The sequence below is a fragment of the Acetobacter lovaniensis genome (assembly GCF_014207635.1).
GTDB classification, from domain to species: domain Bacteria; phylum Pseudomonadota; class Alphaproteobacteria; order Acetobacterales; family Acetobacteraceae; genus Acetobacter; species Acetobacter lovaniensis.
The window spans coordinates 17,202-36,778 of the sequence record NZ_JACHIE010000009.1 but is presented as its reverse complement, the minus strand read 5'-3'; the positions used below and the strand labels follow the sequence as shown (position 1 = coordinate 36,778).

Here is a 19,577-nt window from a genome sequence, read left to right as displayed (position 1 = left end):
GCCTTGGTTGAAAGGTTGAGAAAGGAGAGGGGATATGAACAATGGCGAGATTATTCTTTATAATACTGAAGATGGATTAGCTATCATCCAGTTAAAAGCTGCAAGGGGAACAGTCTGGCTCAATCAAATTGAAATGGCAGAACTATTTGACACAACTAAGCAGAACATAAGCCTACATATTAAAAATCTATTGGTAGAAGGTGAGGTGACGCCAGAAGGAACAATCAAGGAATCCTTGACAGTTCAAGTTGAGGGTGAGCGCAGCGTAGAACGTCAAATTCAATACTATAATTTAGATATTATTCTTGCCGTTGGCTACCGGGTCCGTTCACCTCGGGGGACCCAGTTCCGCCGTTGGGCAAACGGAGTTTTAAAAGAGTATCTGGTCAAAGGGTTTGTCATGGATGATGAACGCCTGAAAGACCCAGAGTTTGATTATTTTGATGAGTTGCTTGAGCGCATCCAAGCTATTCGTGCTTCGGAGGCTCAGTTTTATCGGAAGGTGCGGGACATTCTTGCCCTTAGTGATGATTACGAGCCTAGCAGCCGTGCCGCACTCGCGTTCTATGCCACCATCCAGAACAAAATGCTTTATGCCGTAACCACCCATACAGCGGCAGAGCTTATCATTGAGCGTTCCAGTGCTACCGCTCCCAACATGGGGCTGACAGCATGGAAGCATGGCCGCGTCCGGAAGGATGATGTGACGGTTGCCAAGAACTATTTGGGTGACCTTGAAATTCGCGAGCTTAATCAGATCGTAAGCATGTTCCTTGATACAGCCGATTTACGTGCAAGGCGGCGGCTCACAATCAAGCTGGCTGAATGGGAAGGGATTCTTGACCGTTTTCTGGCAAGCAACGAACTGCCTGTTCTCCATGGGGCCGGGAACAGGTCTAAAATGAGCGCCGATACGATTGCCCACAGGCGCTATGCAGAGTTTGATGCCGCCCGTAAGGAAGCCGCCCGCAAACTGGCAGAAAGCGAGCCTGACATTGATGTGAGTGCGGCTCTGGGAGAAATCGAGCAGAAAACACGGCAGACTCGTCGTTCCCGTAAGCCTAAGAGCGATTAGATTACCTTTTAAGCTGTACTACATTCCCTGCCGTGGGTTCGATTCCCAGACTGGAAGCCACACTCAGCACATGCCCAGCCCACGCATCCAGCGCCGCCGCCCGCTCCGTCAGGAACTCATGGCGCTGGTAAACGGCTGCAACGCCTTTAATGGCGCCTTCCGTATGGTTCTGCACTCTATCGGCCACATGGGGGCCAATCCCTAACCGGGCCATTACGGTCACACCCGTGCGGCGGAGGTCATGCAATCTCCACCCCATCGTAGCTTGCAGGGTGGAGGGGCTTTTTTCCCGCTTTTTTTGCCCACTGCTGGCCTGCTCGGCCCGTTCGCGCATAATCAGGGCTTCCAGCCGTGCCACGGCAGCCGAGAAGCCGGAAATGGGCGTTCTGCCTGTGCAGGTAAACACCAAGGGGGATATGGTCCCGGTCTTTGGGTCGGTCTGCCGGTGTAGCCCTGCCAGCACATGCCGGGCCGGTTCGGATAGGTGGACAATATGGGCTTTGCCGTTCTTGGCCCGCTCGGCCGGAATGGTCCAGGTTGAAAGGTCGGGGGCTATCTCGCTCCATTGCATCCCCGCCACCTCATTCCTGCGCTGGAGGGTTAACGCCAGCAGGCGAAAGAACGGGCCAAACGGGTAAGGCAGTAGGCCGGAAGCCCGCCAGAACTCTCCCAGTTCCGCATCGGACAATACCCGGTCGCGGGAGACTTCGCGGCCTTCCACAATCGCGGCAGAGAACGGGTTGTCTGGCACCAGCCCGCGTTTGACTGCCCAGCCATACATGGCCCGGCCATAGGCATGGAGTCGGCGGGATGTGGTCGGGTGGTCCTCAGCTATTTCATCCAACCGGGCCTGCACCTCCGCTTGCGTAATGGTGTGGGCTGAACGGTCAAGCCGGTGGGGCAGGGCGTAGCGTATGCGCTGTGGAGCATCGCGCCGGTAGCTGGCAGCCCGGTCACGCAATGCCCCGGCAAGCCAGCGGTCTATCAGCACATCCAGCGTTAAGGCATTGGCGGCAGCTTGTGCGGCCTGTTCGGCCACCTGCGCCTGATACTCCTGCACCTGTGCCTTTTTATCGCCAGCAGGGTCTCCGCCCGCCATAACGCGGCCCCGTGCCGCCTCGGCCAGTTTACGGGCCTGTGCCAGTGTTAAGGCTCCATACTGCCCCAGCACCAGCCGTTTAGGCTTACCAGCAAAGCGGTAGTTGAACAGGAAAGTCTTGGTGCCGGTGGCGTTTACCCGCACGGCAAAGCCTTTCACCTCACTATCGGTAAACATCACGTCCCGCTTATCCGGCGGGCAGGTGAGGGCGTCTATTTCCGATTTTGTCAGCTTCATGCGGCCCCTCCGGTGCATCTGTCACACCTGCTACACCTCACGGAATGGAGAGGTGTAGCAGTCTGAGAGCCAAAAAACCCAATAAAATCAATATAATATATATGAGTGTTACACCTGATACACCTATTACACCGTATCTGGTGTAACCCGGCCCGAATTTTTGGCACCTGTCCCCCTCCTGCACCCGCTGATGCCGTTTTCCGGAGTCAATCCGGAGTCATTTGAAAAGGTAATCCGTGCGGTTCGTTGCGTCACCCTGCATCATCGCTTTTTATAGACCCGCCAAAAACAGCCGTTTTTTCGTCTCCTTGCGGTTCCCTGCGTCTTAACGGTATCTCGGGGTCTGTGTCTCTTAATCAGCGGGTCCAAGGTTCGAGTCCTTGTGCACCCACCAAATTTCCCTAAATTTTGGTGGTTCAGATGTCAGGCTGGAAAATTAGTCCAGCCTACCGGAGTCCATTCGGAATCATTTGAAACTGTTTTTCAAGCTGACCTGATGTGAGTTTCGTTTCGTCGTTGGAGTGTTCCCAGTCAGGGCTGAGGGCTTTTCCCCTTTCTTTCCCAAAAATCTGTCTGTTTTTGTGGCTCTATGCCACAAATGGCCATATGTGCATCGGGTATAGATATGCCGCCAGAACCCGTTTTGGTTCCGTGTTGGCTGCATTGTGAGGAAGAATGGGGCAGGTTTTTACCAAGGAAGAAGTTCTGTCAGCCTGAGGTCACGCACCCTCCGTGTGGTCATGTTTTTTAGGATGGCGAATTAAGCAGAAAAAAGCCGTGCAAAATGCAAGGGAAAGCTGGCTGGATGACTGTAAGCCCCGTTCTTTTATAGGCGGGTTCATGCGCAGCCATAACGTGTATGGAGAATGGCGCTATGTGCCCACAAAGGTGGCTACGTCAGGCAGTCTACGAGGATATGCCCAATGACTGCACAAGACGTGCTAACCGAAGATAAAGGCAATGCTATCCGGCACACGAAACGCGGTGGATAATTGCAGTATTTATGAATATCGTAGGGAAGGGAAACAATGCGGTAGAATGAACATTTTTGGTATTCATCCAAGCTCCAGAATTTTTCAGGAAAATCTGGAGCGGGCGATGGGATTCGAACCCACGACCCCAACCTTGGCAAAATTGGCAGAACCATACGCCGGGGTGCGCCTGACTCCCATAATTTACTATAAAACAACATATTACATGAAATCTCCTACTCCGTAATGCGCTCGGATTTGCTCCGGTTTTCGACCATCTGCTTACAAAATGCTTACATTCTGTCGCTACCCCCGATAATGTAAGCAGGAAGCACGGTGACGGGGAAGCCCCATGGCGAAATTGACGAAACGGGCTGTCGATGCCCTGAAGGCTCCAAAGCAAGGGCAAGCGTTCCTTTGGGACAGCGAGTTGCGAGGATTCGGTGCCAGAATCATTCCCTCTGGCTTGAAGACCTTTATCTTGCAATATCGCAATGCCGACGATCGCAGCCGTCGCATTGCGCTTGGTCGATTCGGAGCCATCTCCGTCGAACAAGCCCGTGATCTTGCGAAGATCAAGCTGGGCCTGCTCGCTCACGGAAAAGACCCGGCAGCAGAGGTCGAGGTGCATAAGGCAATCACGGTCGCCGCCCTTTGCGACTGGTATCTCCAAGAAGCTGCGGCCGGGCGGATCATCGGACGTCGGAACCGGCCGATCAAAGCCTCGACGCTCGCGATGGATAAGAGCCGAATCGAGACACACGTCAAACCGCTTCTCGGCAAGAGGCTCGTTCGCTCGCTGAAAGTGGTTGATATAGAGGGAATGCAGGCCGACATTGTGGCCGGCAAGACGGCCAAGCCCCGCAGCACCAAGCGAGGCGGCGCCACGACGGGCGGCCCAGGTGTTGCCTCGCGAGCGGTTTCGACTCTGCAAAGTATCCTCGGTCACGCTGCGCGCCTTGATAAGATTGCTACTCATCCCTGCCAAGGCGCGCGACGGCTTGCGGGAAAGAAAAAGCAGCGGAGGCTGAATATCCTCGAAATTGGGAAGCTCGGCGACGCCATGCGACATGCTGAGCGTAACGGTGAAAACCCGATCGCACTAGCAATCGTACGCTTCCTGCTACTGACCGGCTTCCGAATTTCCGAAGCGCAAGGGATGCGGCGCGCATGGGTTCGTCCCGAGGGCGGCTATATCGACTTCGCCGACACCAAGAGCGGCGCCCAGATTCGAGCCATCGGACCGGCCGCAATGCAGGTTCTTCAGAACCAGCCGATCCGTAAGGAGTCGCCATATGTCTTCCCGTCCGATATCAGTGAAGGACATTATACAGCGGCGAAAGCCTGCCTTGAGAGACTCTGCGCTTCGGTCGGCATCGAGGATGTCACGCCACATACTCTGCGGCACACCTTCGGCAGCGTCGCAGGTGATCTCGGCTTCTCCGAATTAACGATCAGGGCGCTTCTCGGCCACGCCGCGCAAAGCGTGACCCAAGGCTACGTGCATATCGACGAAGCCCTGAAGTTGGCCGTTAGCCGCACCTGCGACAAGATCGCTTTGCTGTTGGATGGAGCGAAGAAGGCGGGCCGGGCTGAGGGGCTGGCAGCGTGACGGCATCGGGGGGACCAAAGACCACTTGCGGCCGGAATACCTCGCCGACCGGTTTCAGTTATTGCAGTTAAGGGCGCACGCGACTGGATGCGTAGGAGAACCCGTCGTGGCAAGCCACGTCGTCACGTTCGCCGGTCTGTCCGACCAGGACCGCAAGAAGGTCGCCCCTCTGCCGAAGCTGGTAGAAGGCGATCGTTTCGAGTTGCATGTCCGGCGCCGGAACGGGCAGGATCAGACCATGTCCTTGCCGCCGGCGGCAGCCAGTGCCGTCGAGGCATTGATCGACCACCTGCTCAACGGCGAGCGGGTGGCGGTCCTTTCGGAAGATCAGGAATTAAGCCCCACCGAGGCGTCCACCATCCTCGGTATCTCCCGACCGCTCGTCGTACTGCGGATGGATCGCGGCGACCTTCCGTTCCGCTATATCGGCAAGCACCGCCGCGCGTCGCTCAAGGACGTGCTGGCGTTGAATACGGAACTCGATGTTCGGCAGAAGGCCATGGAGGATTTGGCCGCCGACTCCGAGAATCTCCATCTCCATTATGGCATTTAGTCCCGTTGTCGCAATCTACGACGCCTGTATCCTCTACCCGTTTCACCTTAGGAACATCGTCGTCCAGGCGGCGGCGGACGGTCGATGCGCGGTGGACCGACGCGATTCATGACGAGTGGATACGAAACCTTCTGGCCAACACGCCGGACCTTTCGGCCGAACGCTTGGCGACTACGAAGCAACTCATGAACGCCGCGCTGCCGAAGGCGACAGTAACCGGTTACGAACGTAAGCATCCGGAGAGAGCCGCGGGCGTAATCAGGCTTTGATGGTATTATTGCTGTGGTGAAGGGTTTTCCAGTGCCATGGCAGGAGTTCATGGAGGCGTGGATTTGGCATATCGTTGATACGGGCGAGGACATCTGCGAGTCATGCTTTGGGATCGACAAGGTTCAGACGGGCGGTGACGATCAGGGAATACATGGCGGCAGCGCGTTCTCCGCCCCGGTCTGACCCGGCGAATAACCAGGCTTTTCTGCCGAGGGCTATCCCACGGAGCGCACGCTCTGCGGCGTTATTTGTGAGACAGATGCGCCCATCATGTAGAAACCGTGTGAACATATCAGGTCGTCTGAGAAAATAGCTCATGGCCTGTGCAATGGGATTTTTTGATGACATGCGTTGGCACGTGTCACGCATCCACATGAACAGGTCCTCTACCATGGGAGCACTGCTTTCCTGACGGACCGCGAGCCGATGCTGGTCTGGGGTGCCGTTTATCACACGTTCAGCCTCGAAGATGGCGTCGATGCGGCGCACTGCCTCTATCGCCAGCGGGGCCTTGTCCTTCTCCGCGATTTTGAACAGCCCCCTTCGTCCGTGCGCCCAGCATCCTGCAGACACGACAGGTGCAGGCTGACGGCCCGGTTTTGTCAGAGCGTTATATCCGGCATAGGCATCGGATTGCACGATCCCCGTCCAGCCCGAAAGATGATCGACAGGATGTTCGCCCTTGCGGTCCCGTGAATAACGGAACCACACGGCTGGCGGTGCTGTGCCTCCAAAGGGGTGATCGTCGCGCACATAATTCCACAATCGACCGGTGCGTGTTCGGCCCTTCGCCAGCACGGGCACGGTGGTGTCATCCGCATGCAGACGACCAGCTGCCAGCACATGGACCCGGATCAGCGCGTTCAGAGGGGCCAGGGTCGCTGTGCAGGCTCCCACCCAGTCGGCTAACGTTGACGTGTCGAGATCAATCCCTTCGCGTGCAAAGGCATCACTCTGCCTGTTCAGCGGCAGATGCTGGAGATACTTGTCGCACAGAATGCCCGCCAGCAGTTCTGGCCCTGCACGCCCCCGTGAGATCGGGTAGAAAGGCGCTGGTGGCTGGGTAATGCTCTCGCAATCCCGACAGGTGAACTTCTCCCGCACCGTCTGGATGACTTTGAACTGGCGTGGGATCACTTCCAGCGTCTCAGTGATACTTTCGCCCAGTTTGCTCAGGCGCATCCCGCCACAGCACGGACACTGTGTTGGCGCAGGAAGAACCATCCGTTCGCGTGGCAGGTCGGCGGGTAAGGGCTGCCGCCCCCGGTTATTCCGCGGTGCTGTTGCACGGACAGCGAGGTCCGCCGCATTTTCGAACGTGTCTTCGGCTTGCGTTGTTTCCAGCTCCTCCAGCTCAAGTTCCAGCTGGTCCAGCAGGCGCCGTCCCCGTTCCGATGACGTCCCGAAGCGGTCCTGACGCATCCGTGCAATAAGATGTTTAAGATGGGTAATCTGCGCTTCAGCGCTGACTGCTCGGGCTTCAGCGTCTGTGGCCCGGGTTTCGGCAGCACGGGCACGCGTCTCGGCGGCGGCAAGTGCCGCACGTAAGGCCGTTATGTCATCCATGCTTCCCGTCATGAAAAACAGTTCAGCACAAAACCGTTCAAAAGGGTACAGGACTATGGATCACGATCCCCTTTTTGTTACCCCGCCAGTTCAGGTCGCCATGTTTTCTGCGGATTACGCCAGTCGATCCCTTCGAGCAGACAACTTAATTGTGACGCACTCAGATGGATGGCCCCGTCCTTTGCCGAGGGCCAGATGAAATACCCACGTTCAATCCGTTTTGCATAGAGGGACACTCCAATCCCGTCATGCCAGATCAGTTTCACCAGATCGCCGCGTCGGCCACGAAAGACAAAAACATCACCAGCATAGGGGTCTCTCCCCAGAAACTGTTGAACCCTCAGCGCCAGACCGGGCATGCCAAGGCGCATGTCTGTCGCACCTGCCGCCAGCCATATCTTCAGACCAGAGGGAAGAGGGATCATGAGCGTAAAACCTGAAGGAGTTTCCTCAGATCTTCAATCGCGATCCGGCTGTCAACCATCAGCTTCTCGCCACCAGGAAAAAGAATGCTGGCTTCATGTCCACTCCCGCAGGACTGGTCTCCTCCCAGCCCTTCAACAGGGGATGTCATATGAACCGGCACAAAAGAAAGCTGCTCTTTCGCAGACGGGTTTACGAAATCCAGTCTCTGACGCCATCGGTAAACGACGCTGACGTGGACACCAAACTGGCGCGCAACAGCACGGACTGACTGACCAGTTTCATAAGAAGCCAGCACAACCCGACGTCTGAACGCGTCATCATAGGCCCGGCGCCGTTCGCCAACAATTTCAATAACCGGATGAAGGGCTCGCGATGCTTGTGTCGCAGCGAATGTCGCTGCGACACAAGCATCATTCTGTTCTGATCGCTCTGTCATGAACAGAACACATCACCACACCATAAAATCCACAAGGCGTCTCACACCGGAAGCTTACTTACGAACAGCAATTCCGACCATATACGTTGCTCGATCCTGATGACCGTCCCGTCGCCGCGACCGCGATCGAGGCAGACGCGCCGATAATCGTCACATGGAACCTAGACGACTTTCCTGTTGCCGAATTAAGAGAGCATAGCTTGGCGCAGCAGTCACCGGATGTCTTCCTGGTCGACCTCTGCAAGCGGGCCCCGGATAGGCATTGCCTTCTGAACGAAATAGGCAATCTGCTTTCACCGAAGTCTCAGGGCATTGAGCCGCAGTGCGTTTGTCACGACGGCCAGGGATGACAGGGCCATCGCGCCTCCCGCGAACATGGGCGACAGCGTAAGGCCAAAGACGGGATACAGTACGCCTGCGGCAAGTGGGATGCCGATCCCATTGAACAGGAAAGAAAATGCCAGATTCTGCCGGATGTTGCGCATCGTCGCCTGTGCCAGGCGGCGGGCGCGTACCAGTCCGGCGAGGCTGCCTTGTGCCAGTGTCATCCCGGCGCTTTCGATGGCGACATCGGTGCCTGTGCCCATGGCGATTCCGATATCGGCGGTGGCCAGGGCCGGCGCGTCGTTGACGCCGTCGCCCGCCATGGCGACACGGGCTCCCTTCTGTTGCATGTCACGAATGATCGCGGCCTTATCCTCGGGTTTGAGGTCGGCATGTACCTCGTCGATTCCCGCCTGCCGGGCCACGACTTCCGCAGTCCGGGCATTGTCACCCGTCAGCATCACGATCCGCATGCCGGCTGCGTGCAGTGCCGCGATGGTCTCCTTCGCGTCGGTCTTCAGCGGATCGGCCACGACCAGCAACCCAGCGGCCTGTCCGTCGATGCCGACGAACATGACGCCCGCGCCCTCCGCCCGGTGGGTGTCCGCGACAGGGATCAATGCCGACGCATCGATGCCCTGCTGCCGCATCTGGGCCTGGTTTCCGACGACGACGGCATGCCCGTCCACGGTGCCGGTCACGCCCAGGCCGGTCTGAGACGCGAAATCCCCGACCGGCGCGGCCTGAAGGCCCTGCTCCGTCATCGCGGCGACCAGCGCCTGGGCCAGCGGATGCTCGGATTGTGTTTCCAGTGATGCCGCCAGTCGCAGGACGATGCTGGAATCCCATGCACCTGATGTTTCGGTCGCGATCAGCCGGGGCTTGCCTTCCGTTACGGTGCCGGTCTTGTCGATCACCAGCGTATCGACCGTATCCAGTGCCTGCAGGGCCTCGGCGTTGCGAACCAGCACGCCAGCTCGCGCCCCGCGTCCCATGCCGACCATGATCGACATCGGAGTGGCCAGGCCCAGCGCGCACGGACAGGCGATCACCAGGACCGCAATGGCGTTCAGCAGTGCGTGTCCGAAGCGCGGTTGCGGACCGACCAGAAGCCAGACAACGAAGGTCAGCAGGGACACAAGCACGACCAGCGGCACGAACCAGCCGGAGACCCGGTCCGCCACCGCCTGGATCGGTGCGCGCGTACGCTGGGCGGCCGCTACCATGCTGACGATCCGGGCCAGCATTGTGTCCGAGCCGACGGCCTCGGCCGTCATCAGCAGGCTGCCGGTGCCGTTGATGGTTCCGCCCGTCACCTTGTCACCCGGGCCCTTGGCGACAGGTGCTGGCTCTCCTGTCAGCATGGCTTCGTCCACGCTGGAGCGCCCGTCCATGACGGTGCCGTCCACCGGGATGCTTTCCCCCGGCCGGATGCGGAGCCGATTGCCGGGCACGATCTGGGCCAGCGGTACGTCGTCCTCGCGATCCTGCGCGCCGACCCGGTGTGCGATTTTCGGTGCGAGATCCAGCAGGGCGCGAATGGCGCGACTGGTACGGGCGCGGGCGCGCAGTTCCAGGACCTGCCCGGCCAACACCAGGGCCACGATAACACCTGCGGCTTCGTAATAGACCGGGACCGACCCGTCATGCATGCGGAAGGCAGCAGGGAACAGGCCAGGGGCTACTGTCGCGGCGATGCTGTAGAGAAAGCCCGCGCCGACGCCCAGCATGATCAACGTAAACATGTTCAGATGCCGGGTGCGGAGAGACATCCAGCCGCGTTCGAGGAACGGCCAGCCGGCCCACAGCACGATTGGTGCCGTAAGCGCCAACTGAATCCAGTTCGTCAGGCCGCCATCGAAAAATGCCAGCCCTCCCATATCCGCCGCCATGGCGATGACGACGAGCGGGACCGCCAATATGCTCGCTCCCCACAGGCGCCGGCTGAAATCCACGAGTTCCGGGTTGGGCATGTCGGCGTCGGATGGCTCCTCCGGTTCCAGCGCCATGCCGCAGATGGGGCAGGAGCCGGGGTGATCCTGTCGGATCTGGGGGTGCATCGGGCAGGTCCAGATCATCCCGGCCCGCCTGGGCTGAGGCTTGATGGGCGTCGTGTCCGCCTTGTGCAGGTAATGACAGGGGGCGGCCTCGAACTTTGTCTGGCAGTGCGCGCTGCAAAAATACCAGGTCCGGCCATCATGGTCGGCATGATGCGTCGCCGTCGCGGGATCGACCGTCATGCCACACACAGGATCCTTGACCAGGTGCGCGTCAACTCCGGTCGCTGCCGGGGTGGGACCCTCTCCATGGAGATGGGACGCGCAAGCTGCTGTATTGTCGTTCGTCATGAAGCCCCCTTGCTTGTGGCCGCCAGCCGCGGCGTCGAAGTATGCCATAATCGCTTGCACTTCAAGGTATGCCCCTGTAGGGTATAGTGCAATGAGGCAGTCACGGGTAAAGATTTCGCAGGGCCTGAAACGGGTCGAAGGTCAGGTGCGTGGCATCCAGAAAATGGTGGACGAAGACCGCTATTGCGTGGATGTTCTGCTTCAGCTTCGGGCCGCCAAGGCGGCGTTGCATCGGCTCGAGGGGCTTGTTCTGCGCGAACATATCGCGGGCTGCGTTGTAGAGGCGATCGAATCCGGCGATCCGGTGGAGCGTCAGGAAAAAATCGGGGAACTGATCGAAACGGTCAGCAAGATGACGGGGTAGACGTGCAAGAGATCGGCGCGATACGGTTGGGACGGTTGCTGGCCTGCCTGCTTCTGCAGGTGGGGCTGATGCTGGCATCCGTCATGCCGGGTCATGCCGCCACGTTGCCCTCTACAGTTGCTGTGGTTACCCAGCCGATGGCCGACATGCCAGGGATGCAGATGCCATCCCGTGCGGATACGACGACCGCACATTGCAATCATGAACCGTGCCACGACCATCATCCATGTCATCATTGCGGCGATTGCTGCGCCCAGGGTGCCTGCGTCGCCAATTGGCTGATGCCGCCCTCCGTGACCAGGGCGTTTGATTACTCAGGTGTTACGGCACCTTTCGGCTTGTCTCGCTCAGATCGCATCGTCGGTCATGGGTTCGCGCCGGCGCTGCCACCGCCCAGACAGATGGCCTGATTCTGTTCTGACAGTCTCAGGACTGGTCATTGACCTATGACCGGTTCCGCCTTCTCTCTTTTGCGGACTATTATTCATGTCAATACGATCCCTTGCGGGACGGAGCGCGATCACGCGCCGCCGTTTCGTCGTCGGGACGGGCCTGTGGGGGGCGGCGCTGGCCGTCCCGCAGGGCAGCGCGGGCGCCTACGCTCCGGTCTATGCGCCGGCGTCGGGTCGGCCCGACCCGCTGCCTGGCACCCGTTTCGACCTTACGATCGGTTCTGTACCGATCAATATCACCGGTGCGCGCATGCACGCGGTGGGTGTGAACGGCTCCACGCCCGCGCCGATCCTGCGCTGGCGTCAGGGTGACACGGTCGAACTGAACGTCACCAACCGGTTGGATGAGCCCACGTCGATCCACTGGCACGGCCTCCGGGTGCCGGCCCACATGGATGGCGTGCCCGGCCTCAGCTTCGGCGGCATCGCGCCCGGCGAGACGTTCACCTATCGCTTCCCGCTGCATCAGAGCGGCACCTACTGGTATCACAGCCATTCCGGCTTCCAGGAGCAGACGGGCCTGTATGGGGCTCTGATCATCGATCCGAAGGATGGTTACGCGCAGCATTTCGACCGTGACTATGTGATGGTCCTGTCCGACTGGACCGACGTCGATCCCGAGGACATCGTCTCCAACCTCAAATTCCAGAGCGATTACTACAATTTCCGCCAGCGTACGGTGGGCACGTTCTTCCGTGACGCGCATCGACAGGGGCTGGGTGCGACCATCCGGGATCGTCTGCAATGGGGTGCCATGAACATGGCACCGACCGATATTCTGGATGTTTCGGGCATCATCTACACCTACCTGATCAACGGCCAGTCTCCCGGGGCGAACTGGACGGGCCTGTTCCGACCGGGCGAGCGCATTCGCCTGCGCTTCATCAATGCATCGGCGATGACGCTGTTCGACGTGCGGGTTCCCGGCCTGACGATGACCGTTGTTCAGGCCGACGGTAATGACGTGGAGCCCATCCCGGTCGATGAATTCCGCATCGGGCCAGCGGAAACCTACGATGTAATTGTCAGCCCCACCGCCGATGGACCGTACACAGTCTTTGCCCAGGCCGAGGATCGTACCGGATACGCGCGCGGCACGCTCGCCACCCGTTCGGGCCTTGCCGGGCCGGTTCCCCCCATGGACCCGCGCCCTCTGCGCACCATGACCGACATGGGTATGGGGAATATGGACATGAAGGGCGGCATGGCGGGCATGGAGATGGGGAGTTCGCCGGGGAAGCCCGGTGATGCCCCTGCCGGCGGCGGCATGGACATGGATCACATGGACATGAAGGAGGCTAACAGACCCGGAGCCGCTGCGATGGATATGCCGGGCATGGCGGCTGCGTCGCGGCATAAAACAGAGTTGAAACCCGGCGTCGCGGTGCAGAGTGTCGCCATGATGCCGATCAACCGGCTGGCGGAGCCGGGCGACGGGCTGGAGAATAATGGTCGCCGCGTTCTGACCTATGCCGATCTGCGGGCCACGATCCCGGGCGCGGACCCACGCCCGCCGTCGCGCGAGATCACCCTGCACCTGACCGGCAGCATGGAACGCTTCATCTGGGGATTCGACGGCAAGAAGTTCTCGGAAGCGGAACCGATTCGTCTGACTTTGGGCGAGCGGGTGCGCTTCGTCCTGATCAACGACACGATGATGGAGCATCCAATCCATCTGCATGGATTGTGGAGCGAACTGGAAAATGGGCAGGGTGACTGCCGACCCTACAAGCACACGATTACCGTCAAGCCGGGTGAGCGGCTGAGTTACTTGGTCACGGCGGACGAACCCGGGCTGTGGGCATATCACTGCCACCTGCTCTACCACATGGAGGTGGGCATGTTCCGCACGGTGGTGGTGTCGTGATCCGGGGTCTGATAGGTGGCACGGTCCTTGCCGCTGGACTGGCTACCGCGGTACCTGGCACGGGACGCGCCCAGTCAGTCCCGGCACGCCAGAGCGAAGGAACCCAGGAAGCGCAGACCGCCTCGGCTCCCGCGCCCGTGGTCTATGTCAACGGCATCCAGCCGGTCATGGACCATAACATCTATATGCATGCGCTGCTCGACCAGTTCGAGGCGCGCTTTGGTGCCGATGGCGGGCAGTTCCGTTACGATGGGCAGGCTTGGTTCGGCACTGACTACGACAAGCTCTGGCTGAAATCCGAAGGCACGGTCGGCACAAACGGCAAGTTCGGTGATGGAGATCATGAGGCCCTCTATGATCGTGCCATCTCCCGGTATTTCGATGTCCAGACTGGCGTGCGTCTCGATATTGACAACGGCCCCACACGGGCCTGGGGCGCGATCGGGGTCGAGGGACTGGCGCTATATTTCTTCAATGTGGAGGCCACGGCATATTTCAGTGACCGAGGCGCCGCAGGGCGTCTGCAAGGTTCCTACGATATCCTGCTGACCAATCGCCTGATTCTCCAACCCCAGGTCGAGATGAACTTCTATTCCGCGTCCGATCGTGCGCGCGGCGTCGGAACCGGGCTGTCCGATATCGATACGGGATTGCGGCTTCGCTACGAATGGCATCGGAAATTCGCGCCCTATATCGGCGTGAGTTATTCCGGCACGTTCGGTCAGGCCGCCGACATGGCACGTTCAAGGCATGAGCGTGTCCAGGACCTGAATTTCACCTTCGGGATCAGGACGTGGTTCTGACCGCTCCTGCCCGATGTGAAGTCGTTGCGGGGCGCACCGTGCGGTCCCGATTCAGATAAAAAAAGATAAGGAACTTACAAATGCTAACTGTCAATTTCAGGATCTCGGCCGCTCTGGTAGCACTTCTGGCCACAGCCTCGGTTGCGCATGCCCAGACACCCGCTCCGGCACCGGCCCAGCCGCAGGGTCAGGATATGTCCGGGATGCAGGGCATGTCCGGTATGTCGGGGATGGACCACGACAAGATGAAAATGGACGGCATGTCCGGTTCCGGCATGGAGGGCATGGAGAAGGGCATGAAAATGAAAGGAAAGATGGGAGGCTGTATGAAGATGAAGGGCATGGATATGTCGAACGGCCACGCCATGGCGCCGTCAGATCACAAGATGAAGATGGGCTGCGGTGACAAGGAAAGCGGCATGAAGATGCCGATGGGGCCGCAGAGCATGCCCGACGCGGTTCATCAGCGCTGATCGATTCCTGATGGAGCGGGGCGGCGCCATAAGCGTCGCCCTTGGAGATGCCCAGGGAGGCACGCATGAAAAGATTAGCCTGGAGTCTCGCCGGTATTCTGCTGGTCGGGATCGGCGCGGGAACGGCCGTCGCTTTCGGTGGTCTGTATGATGTGGGCGCCACCTCGCCGCATTGGCGGCTGACCTATCGTGTTCTGGAAACGGCACGCCTCCATTCAATCCGGCATCACGCCGAGGGCATTACCGCACCTGTCGATCTTGAGACGCAGGCACGGCTCGTCGGTGGTGCATCGCATTTTTCGATGCATTGCGCCTCATGTCATTCGGCGCCGGGCGTCGAGGCCGAGGATATGGCGGAGGGGATGTATCCGAAGCCACCGGTTCTGAATGATGTAGCGCAACGTTATACGCCGGGCGAGCTGTTCTGGATTCTCAAGCATGGCATCAAGATGTCGGGCATGCCGTCCTGGGCGGATCATGGTGATGACGATCTCTGGAACATTGTGGCGTTTCTCGAGAAACTTCCGGGAATGAACAGTTCCACCTACCAGGCGCTGGTCGCTCGGGCAGAAGCAGCCGGCGGGCATCATATGCATCACGACATGGATATGCCGATGCCGCGACAGTAGATGCCGCTGGGATAATTGATCGAGATCAAGGAAAATATGCCATACCCCCGTATAGTAATAAGTGGTGTCCTGACGACATCCGGAAAACGGGCCGGTATGAACTTTGCCGAGGATGATGGCGTGTTGGAGAAAGCATGAGGCGCGTCTTTTTGAGCGGGAGTGTCGTGATCATGACACTGCTCATCAGCATGTCAGAGGGATTTGCTCAGGCACCGGGTGAGTCACCTGCCGTTCCGGCCATGTCTAGCGGCACTATGGCGGGGCCTACGGCAGGCAGCCCGCCACCTTCGCTGGCGCTGCGGCGCGATCAGCCGGAAGACGATGGGCCTATGGCAGCGCCCCGGGATGCCGACCGGGGTGCCGAATCGTCCGGCGGAATGAAGACGACCCCCGCTCGACCCGACTCAGGCATGTCCGACATGGGCGGCATGATGTCGATGGGTGGTGACGAGCATGCGAGCCATCACCCTGGCATGGGCGGGATGGGGATCCCCGGTGCGCCATCATCCAGGCCGACTGAGCAGGGCAATATGATGAGCCGCATGCTGCCCCAGGCTGGGCAGGCATTGAGTGCGGTTCCCGGGGCGGACAAGGCCGACGCAGGTTGTTGCGGAGCGCGCGGTCGCACGCCGCTTTATACCTTCATGATGACGCATCCGAAGCTGACGGACGCCGAACGTCAGATGCTGGCCGATATTGCGGCACAGAGGCTTCAAGACGGTCTTCGCGAAGTCGGCACCGCATCGGTCGATGCCACTCAGTCCCTGTCGTGGGAGACGATGCGTCGGTCCAGCCAACATCTCCATGACGGTGTTGCGTTGCTCGATAGCGGAATGGCCGCGCGCGCGGCCGCGACCGGCCTCGTTAATCCTCAAATGGTGGCTTTCAACTGGTTCACGGCACAGATGGGTCTGCCGACAATCGCGGCGAGCCAGCAAAACGGCCTATTTTTCGGACTGACGCCGGCTCACCTGGTGTTCATGACGATCCTGATCCTGGTATCGATCGCTCTGCTGATCTTGCAGGTCCTGCGGTTGCATCGTGTGCAGGAGATTCTCACGACCACCACGGCATTCGCACCGAAACCAACGGTTCCGCCCATGCCACCATCGTCGACCGGCGGCGGTCCAACACCTCCTGTTCCCCCGCCTCCCCCTGTACCGGGACCAGGCGGTGGAACGGCCACTCCGATCGTCGACGTACCGCGACACGGCCTCTGGCGTGGCAGCCTGAAAGTGGCCCGGATCATTCGGGAGACGCCGGCGATCGTGACGTTCTATCTGGTTCCGGCCGATGGGGGGCGGATTCCCTTTGACTTCAAACCCGGCCAGTTCGTGCAACTCACCATCGAGCCGACGTCTGGCAAGCCCGCGAGCCGGTCCTATACGATCGCATCGTCGCCGGGGCAGGTCGAACATCTCGAACTAACGATCAAACGCGAGGAACACGGGCTGGTCTCGCGCTACCTGCATGACACGGTCAAGGAGGGTGATCTTTTAAAGATCGCGGGTCCATCGGGTATGTTTACCTTTACGGGTGAAGAGGCAGACTCGATCGTCCTGCTGTCCGGCGGCGTAGGCATCACACCGATGATGGCGGTCCTGAGATACCTGACCGATATCGTCTGGCCGGGCGAGATCTACTTCGTCTATTCCGCTCATGCCAGCATCGACTATGTGTTTCGCCAGGAAATCGAGTGGCTGGAACGTCGCAATGACAAACTGCACGTTATTGCCACCATGCGGCGGTCGCCGGGGACAGAGTGGTCGGGGCCGGAAGGGCGCATCACGAAGGAACTGCTTCAGCAATCGGTGCCAGATCTCACAAACCGACGTATCCATGTCTGCGGCCCACCCGGGATGATGGCAAGCATGAGAGCGTTATTGACGGATCTCGGTGTGCCGGAAGCCAATGTTCATAGCGAGGCATTCGGACCAGCCGCGATGAAGGCCGAACCTGCGGTCGGGCCTGTGGCGGCCCCCTCATCTCCGGCCGTCACGCCTGCCGCAACGACCATTACGTTTTCCACTTCAGGGAAATCGGCTCCGTTGCAACTGGATGAAACGGTTCTCGACGCGGCTGATGCGGCAGGCGTCAATATTCCATCCTCCTGTCGGTCCGGGATCTGCGGCATGTGCATGACACACCTGCTGCAAGGCCAGGTGACAATGGCGGTTGAGGATGGGCTCGATCCGGCCGACAAGGCCAAGGGCTTCATCCTGGCCTGCCAGGCGAAGACGACCGGTGGCCCGCTTGTGGTGGAGGCATAAATGCAGGAACGCAGCGCAATTGTCGTTGGTGCTCTGGTTGTCCTGCTGGTCTTGTTTCCGCTGGGATTTCTGGTGCATGTCGCACCGCGCTTTCCCGGAAGCTTGGCTGGCAGTCTGATTGGCATTTCCGCCGCCATCCTGATGCTGGTGCCGCTGATCTATGTGGCGGGAAAGCGGATTCCTGTCGTGCATCGTTATTTTGCACCTCGGATTGAGAGCCGCACTCTGCTGTCGGTGCATATCTATGCCGGCGTTCTGGCTCCTATTCTCGGCCTGATCCACGCGGCCCACAAATTCGACAGCCCGATGGGGATTTCCCTCACCGGCATCATGCTCGTCCTCGTCATCAGCGGCTATGTCGGACGTTACATGTTGATTCAGATCGGCCGTGGACTGCGTGGCCGCGCCCAGGAGTTGGCACAACTTCGCGCCGCACTTGCCGGTGCCGGGATGGCGCATCTGATGTCCGAGACGTCGGATGCGCCCCGCAACATCGTTCAGCGTCTTCTTTTGACATCGGCCTATCCGGGTACGCGGGGTGCATTGGATAGCGAAGCCACCATCGCCTCCGCGCTGGCAGATGTCGAGTACGCTGTCAGATCGGAGAACGTCGTGAATTCATTGTTCGGGCGATGGCGTAAGGTCCACATTGTTCTTGCGACGATCCTCTATTTTCTGCTGGTTCTTCATATCTGGTCGGGCGTGTATTACGGGTTGAGGTGGATATGAAGCCCGTCGTCCTGCTCTATACGATTTTTGCGGCCGCGGCCTTAATCGTTGGTGTGGCGGTGCCGCTTACCATGCATCATTCCGGCAGTAACGCCATTCCAGGCTGGGAAGGACTGGTGAGTCCGGGACCAGTCTCGAAGGCGCATCAGTTTATAGCGAGCCAGTGCGAGACCTGTCACAAGCCCTTTTCAGGTGTTGTGAGTAATAACTGCGTGACATGTCATTCTCTGGCGTCGTTCGCCGATAAGCAATCTACCCGGTTTCATGTCGCGGCGACGCAATGTACGTCCTGTCATGTGGAGCACGGTGAACGGCCACATATGACCGTGATGGATCATAGTGCATTGACGAGGGCGGATTTCTGGTCAGACACCGTTGCGCAACTTCGCTCAGCCGGGCTGGTTGGAGCGTCGCCGATTCCGGGAAGCGCTGCGGCTATTCCGACTGATCATCGACTTGACCGTGATGCCGTTCTCCATCTGAATTGCGCAAGCTGTCACTCCAACGTGGATCCTCATCGCGCCCGCTTTGGTCCTGATTGCGCGAGTTGTCACTCCACCAATACATGGCTGATCGCCGCGTTCGAACATCCCGCCGATCAGATATCGACGGATTGCAACGCCTGTCACAAGGCGCCGCCCAGCCATTACATGATGCATTTCAAAATGATTTCGCAGCACGTCGCGCATCAGGATGCCCCGGTGGAGCATTGCTATGCCTGTCATACCACCGATGCATGGAACAATATTCGAGGGTATGGATGGTATAAGCACCATTAAATCTTACGAAATTTGCGTCAGAATATCGCCATTTAACGCGTGTGTGATGATGAAATCACTGGAAGCGGCGGCATTGCCCAAAAAATATATTGTAAATCAGAAAATATATCGAACGTTACGCATGATTATTTCGCATGTCGTAAACTTTTGAAGCAAGCAGTTGGCTTACTCTGGCCCGAATAGGGTTATTTCCAGGTTAGGGCTAGATAGAAAAATTGACATTTCTTCAAAAAAAATCTATAATTATTAGGAAACTCTAGGAGTGTTCAGGCTTTACTATATGCTTACCATTGA

General features: G+C 58.9%; 15 protein-coding genes and 1 pseudogene. 11 read left to right on the top strand and 5 right to left on the bottom strand.

The window, feature by feature from the left end:
- The first annotated feature begins 34 nt into the window (after positions 1-34).
- The gene (locus HNR55_RS10700; protein ID WP_166115213.1) at positions 35-1,075 is read left to right on the top strand and encodes a virulence RhuM family protein; all 1,041 of its coding nucleotides are present in this window, start codon (positions 35-37) and stop codon (positions 1,073-1,075) included.
- A 1-nt stretch (position 1,076) separates the two neighbouring features.
- Here HNR55_RS10700 and HNR55_RS10695 read toward each other — a convergent pair whose 3' ends face one another.
- Positions 1,077-2,411, bottom strand: coding sequence for a tyrosine-type recombinase/integrase (locus HNR55_RS10695; protein WP_166115210.1), 1,335 nt, complete (start codon positions 2,409-2,411; stop codon positions 1,077-1,079).
- A gap of 1,323 nt (positions 2,412-3,734) precedes the next feature.
- On the opposite strand from HNR55_RS10695, the gene HNR55_RS10690 reads away from it, so the two are divergent.
- Both HNR55_RS10690 and HNR55_RS10685 read left to right on the top strand, forming a co-directional pair.
- Complete coding sequence (locus tag HNR55_RS10690; protein ID WP_166115207.1) at positions 3,735-4,994, top strand: tyrosine-type recombinase/integrase; 1,260 nt, start codon at positions 3,735-3,737, stop codon at positions 4,992-4,994.
- A 106-nt stretch (positions 4,995-5,100) separates the two neighbouring features.
- The gene (locus HNR55_RS10685) at positions 5,101-5,547 is read left to right on the top strand and encodes a helix-turn-helix domain-containing protein (protein WP_029329636.1); all 447 of its coding nucleotides are present in this window, start codon (positions 5,101-5,103) and stop codon (positions 5,545-5,547) included.
- 258 nt (positions 5,548-5,805) lie between these two features.
- Here the strand turns inward: HNR55_RS10685 and tnpC are convergent.
- The 4 genes and pseudogenes from tnpC to HNR55_RS10665 all read right to left on the bottom strand — a co-directional run bounded on the left by tnpC (position 5,806) and on the right by HNR55_RS10665 (position 10,965).
- Positions 5,806-7,395: pseudogene (tnpC, locus tag HNR55_RS10680) on the bottom strand (IS66 family transposase).
- 65 nt (positions 7,396-7,460) lie between these two features.
- Positions 7,461-7,808, bottom strand: a complete 348-nt coding sequence (gene tnpB / locus HNR55_RS10675; RefSeq protein WP_010515587.1) for an IS66 family insertion sequence element accessory protein TnpB — start codon at positions 7,806-7,808, stop codon at positions 7,461-7,463.
- Positions 7,805-8,245 carry an IS66-like element accessory protein TnpA gene (gene tnpA, locus HNR55_RS10670; RefSeq protein WP_010515588.1) on the bottom strand — a complete coding sequence of 147 codons (441 nt, stop codon included), beginning with the start codon at positions 8,243-8,245 and terminating at the stop codon, positions 7,805-7,807. The genes tnpB and tnpA overlap by 4 nt, the downstream gene beginning before the upstream one ends.
- A 293-nt stretch (positions 8,246-8,538) precedes the next feature.
- Positions 8,539-10,965, bottom strand: a complete 2,427-nt coding sequence (locus tag HNR55_RS10665) for a heavy metal translocating P-type ATPase (protein ID WP_077813805.1) — start codon at positions 10,963-10,965, stop codon at positions 8,539-8,541.
- 43 nt (positions 10,966-11,008) lie between these two features.
- Here HNR55_RS10665 and HNR55_RS10660 point away from each other — a divergent pair, with 43 nt between their 5' ends.
- From HNR55_RS10660 to HNR55_RS10625, 8 genes are all read left to right on the top strand, one after another.
- Positions 11,009-11,281 (top strand): metal-sensitive transcriptional regulator, encoded by a 273-nt coding sequence (locus HNR55_RS10660; protein ID WP_007284529.1) that lies wholly within the window; start codon positions 11,009-11,011, stop codon positions 11,279-11,281.
- Positions 11,282-11,767: 486 nt separating this feature from the next.
- Positions 11,768-13,600 carry a copper resistance system multicopper oxidase gene (locus HNR55_RS10655; RefSeq protein ID WP_062497147.1) on the top strand — a complete coding sequence of 611 codons (1,833 nt, stop codon included), beginning with the start codon at positions 11,768-11,770 and terminating at the stop codon, positions 13,598-13,600.
- On the top strand, positions 13,597-14,403 hold the full coding sequence (locus tag HNR55_RS10650) for a copper resistance protein B (RefSeq protein ID WP_062497145.1): 807 nt from the start codon (positions 13,597-13,599) through the stop codon (positions 14,401-14,403). Before HNR55_RS10655 ends, HNR55_RS10650 begins: the two co-directional genes overlap by 4 nt.
- A gap of 194 nt (positions 14,404-14,597) precedes the next feature.
- The gene (locus tag HNR55_RS10645) at positions 14,598-14,876 is read left to right on the top strand and encodes a hypothetical protein (RefSeq protein ID WP_242005556.1); all 279 of its coding nucleotides are present in this window, start codon (positions 14,598-14,600) and stop codon (positions 14,874-14,876) included.
- 65 nt (positions 14,877-14,941) lie between these two features.
- The gene (locus HNR55_RS10640) at positions 14,942-15,505 is read left to right on the top strand and encodes a c-type cytochrome (protein ID WP_029604279.1); all 564 of its coding nucleotides are present in this window, start codon (positions 14,942-14,944) and stop codon (positions 15,503-15,505) included.
- A 170-nt stretch (positions 15,506-15,675) separates the two neighbouring features.
- Complete coding sequence (locus HNR55_RS10635; protein ID WP_156478031.1) at positions 15,676-17,775, top strand: 2Fe-2S iron-sulfur cluster-binding protein; 2,100 nt, start codon at positions 15,676-15,678, stop codon at positions 17,773-17,775.
- Complete coding sequence (locus HNR55_RS10630; RefSeq protein ID WP_007284537.1) at positions 17,776-18,504, top strand: hypothetical protein; 729 nt, start codon at positions 17,776-17,778, stop codon at positions 18,502-18,504.
- Positions 18,501-19,283: a cytochrome c family protein gene (locus HNR55_RS10625; protein ID WP_029604277.1), complete on the top strand. Its 783-nt coding sequence runs from the start codon at positions 18,501-18,503 to the stop codon at positions 19,281-19,283. The genes HNR55_RS10630 and HNR55_RS10625 overlap by 4 nt, the downstream gene beginning before the upstream one ends.
- Positions 19,284-19,577 lie beyond the last annotated feature (294 nt).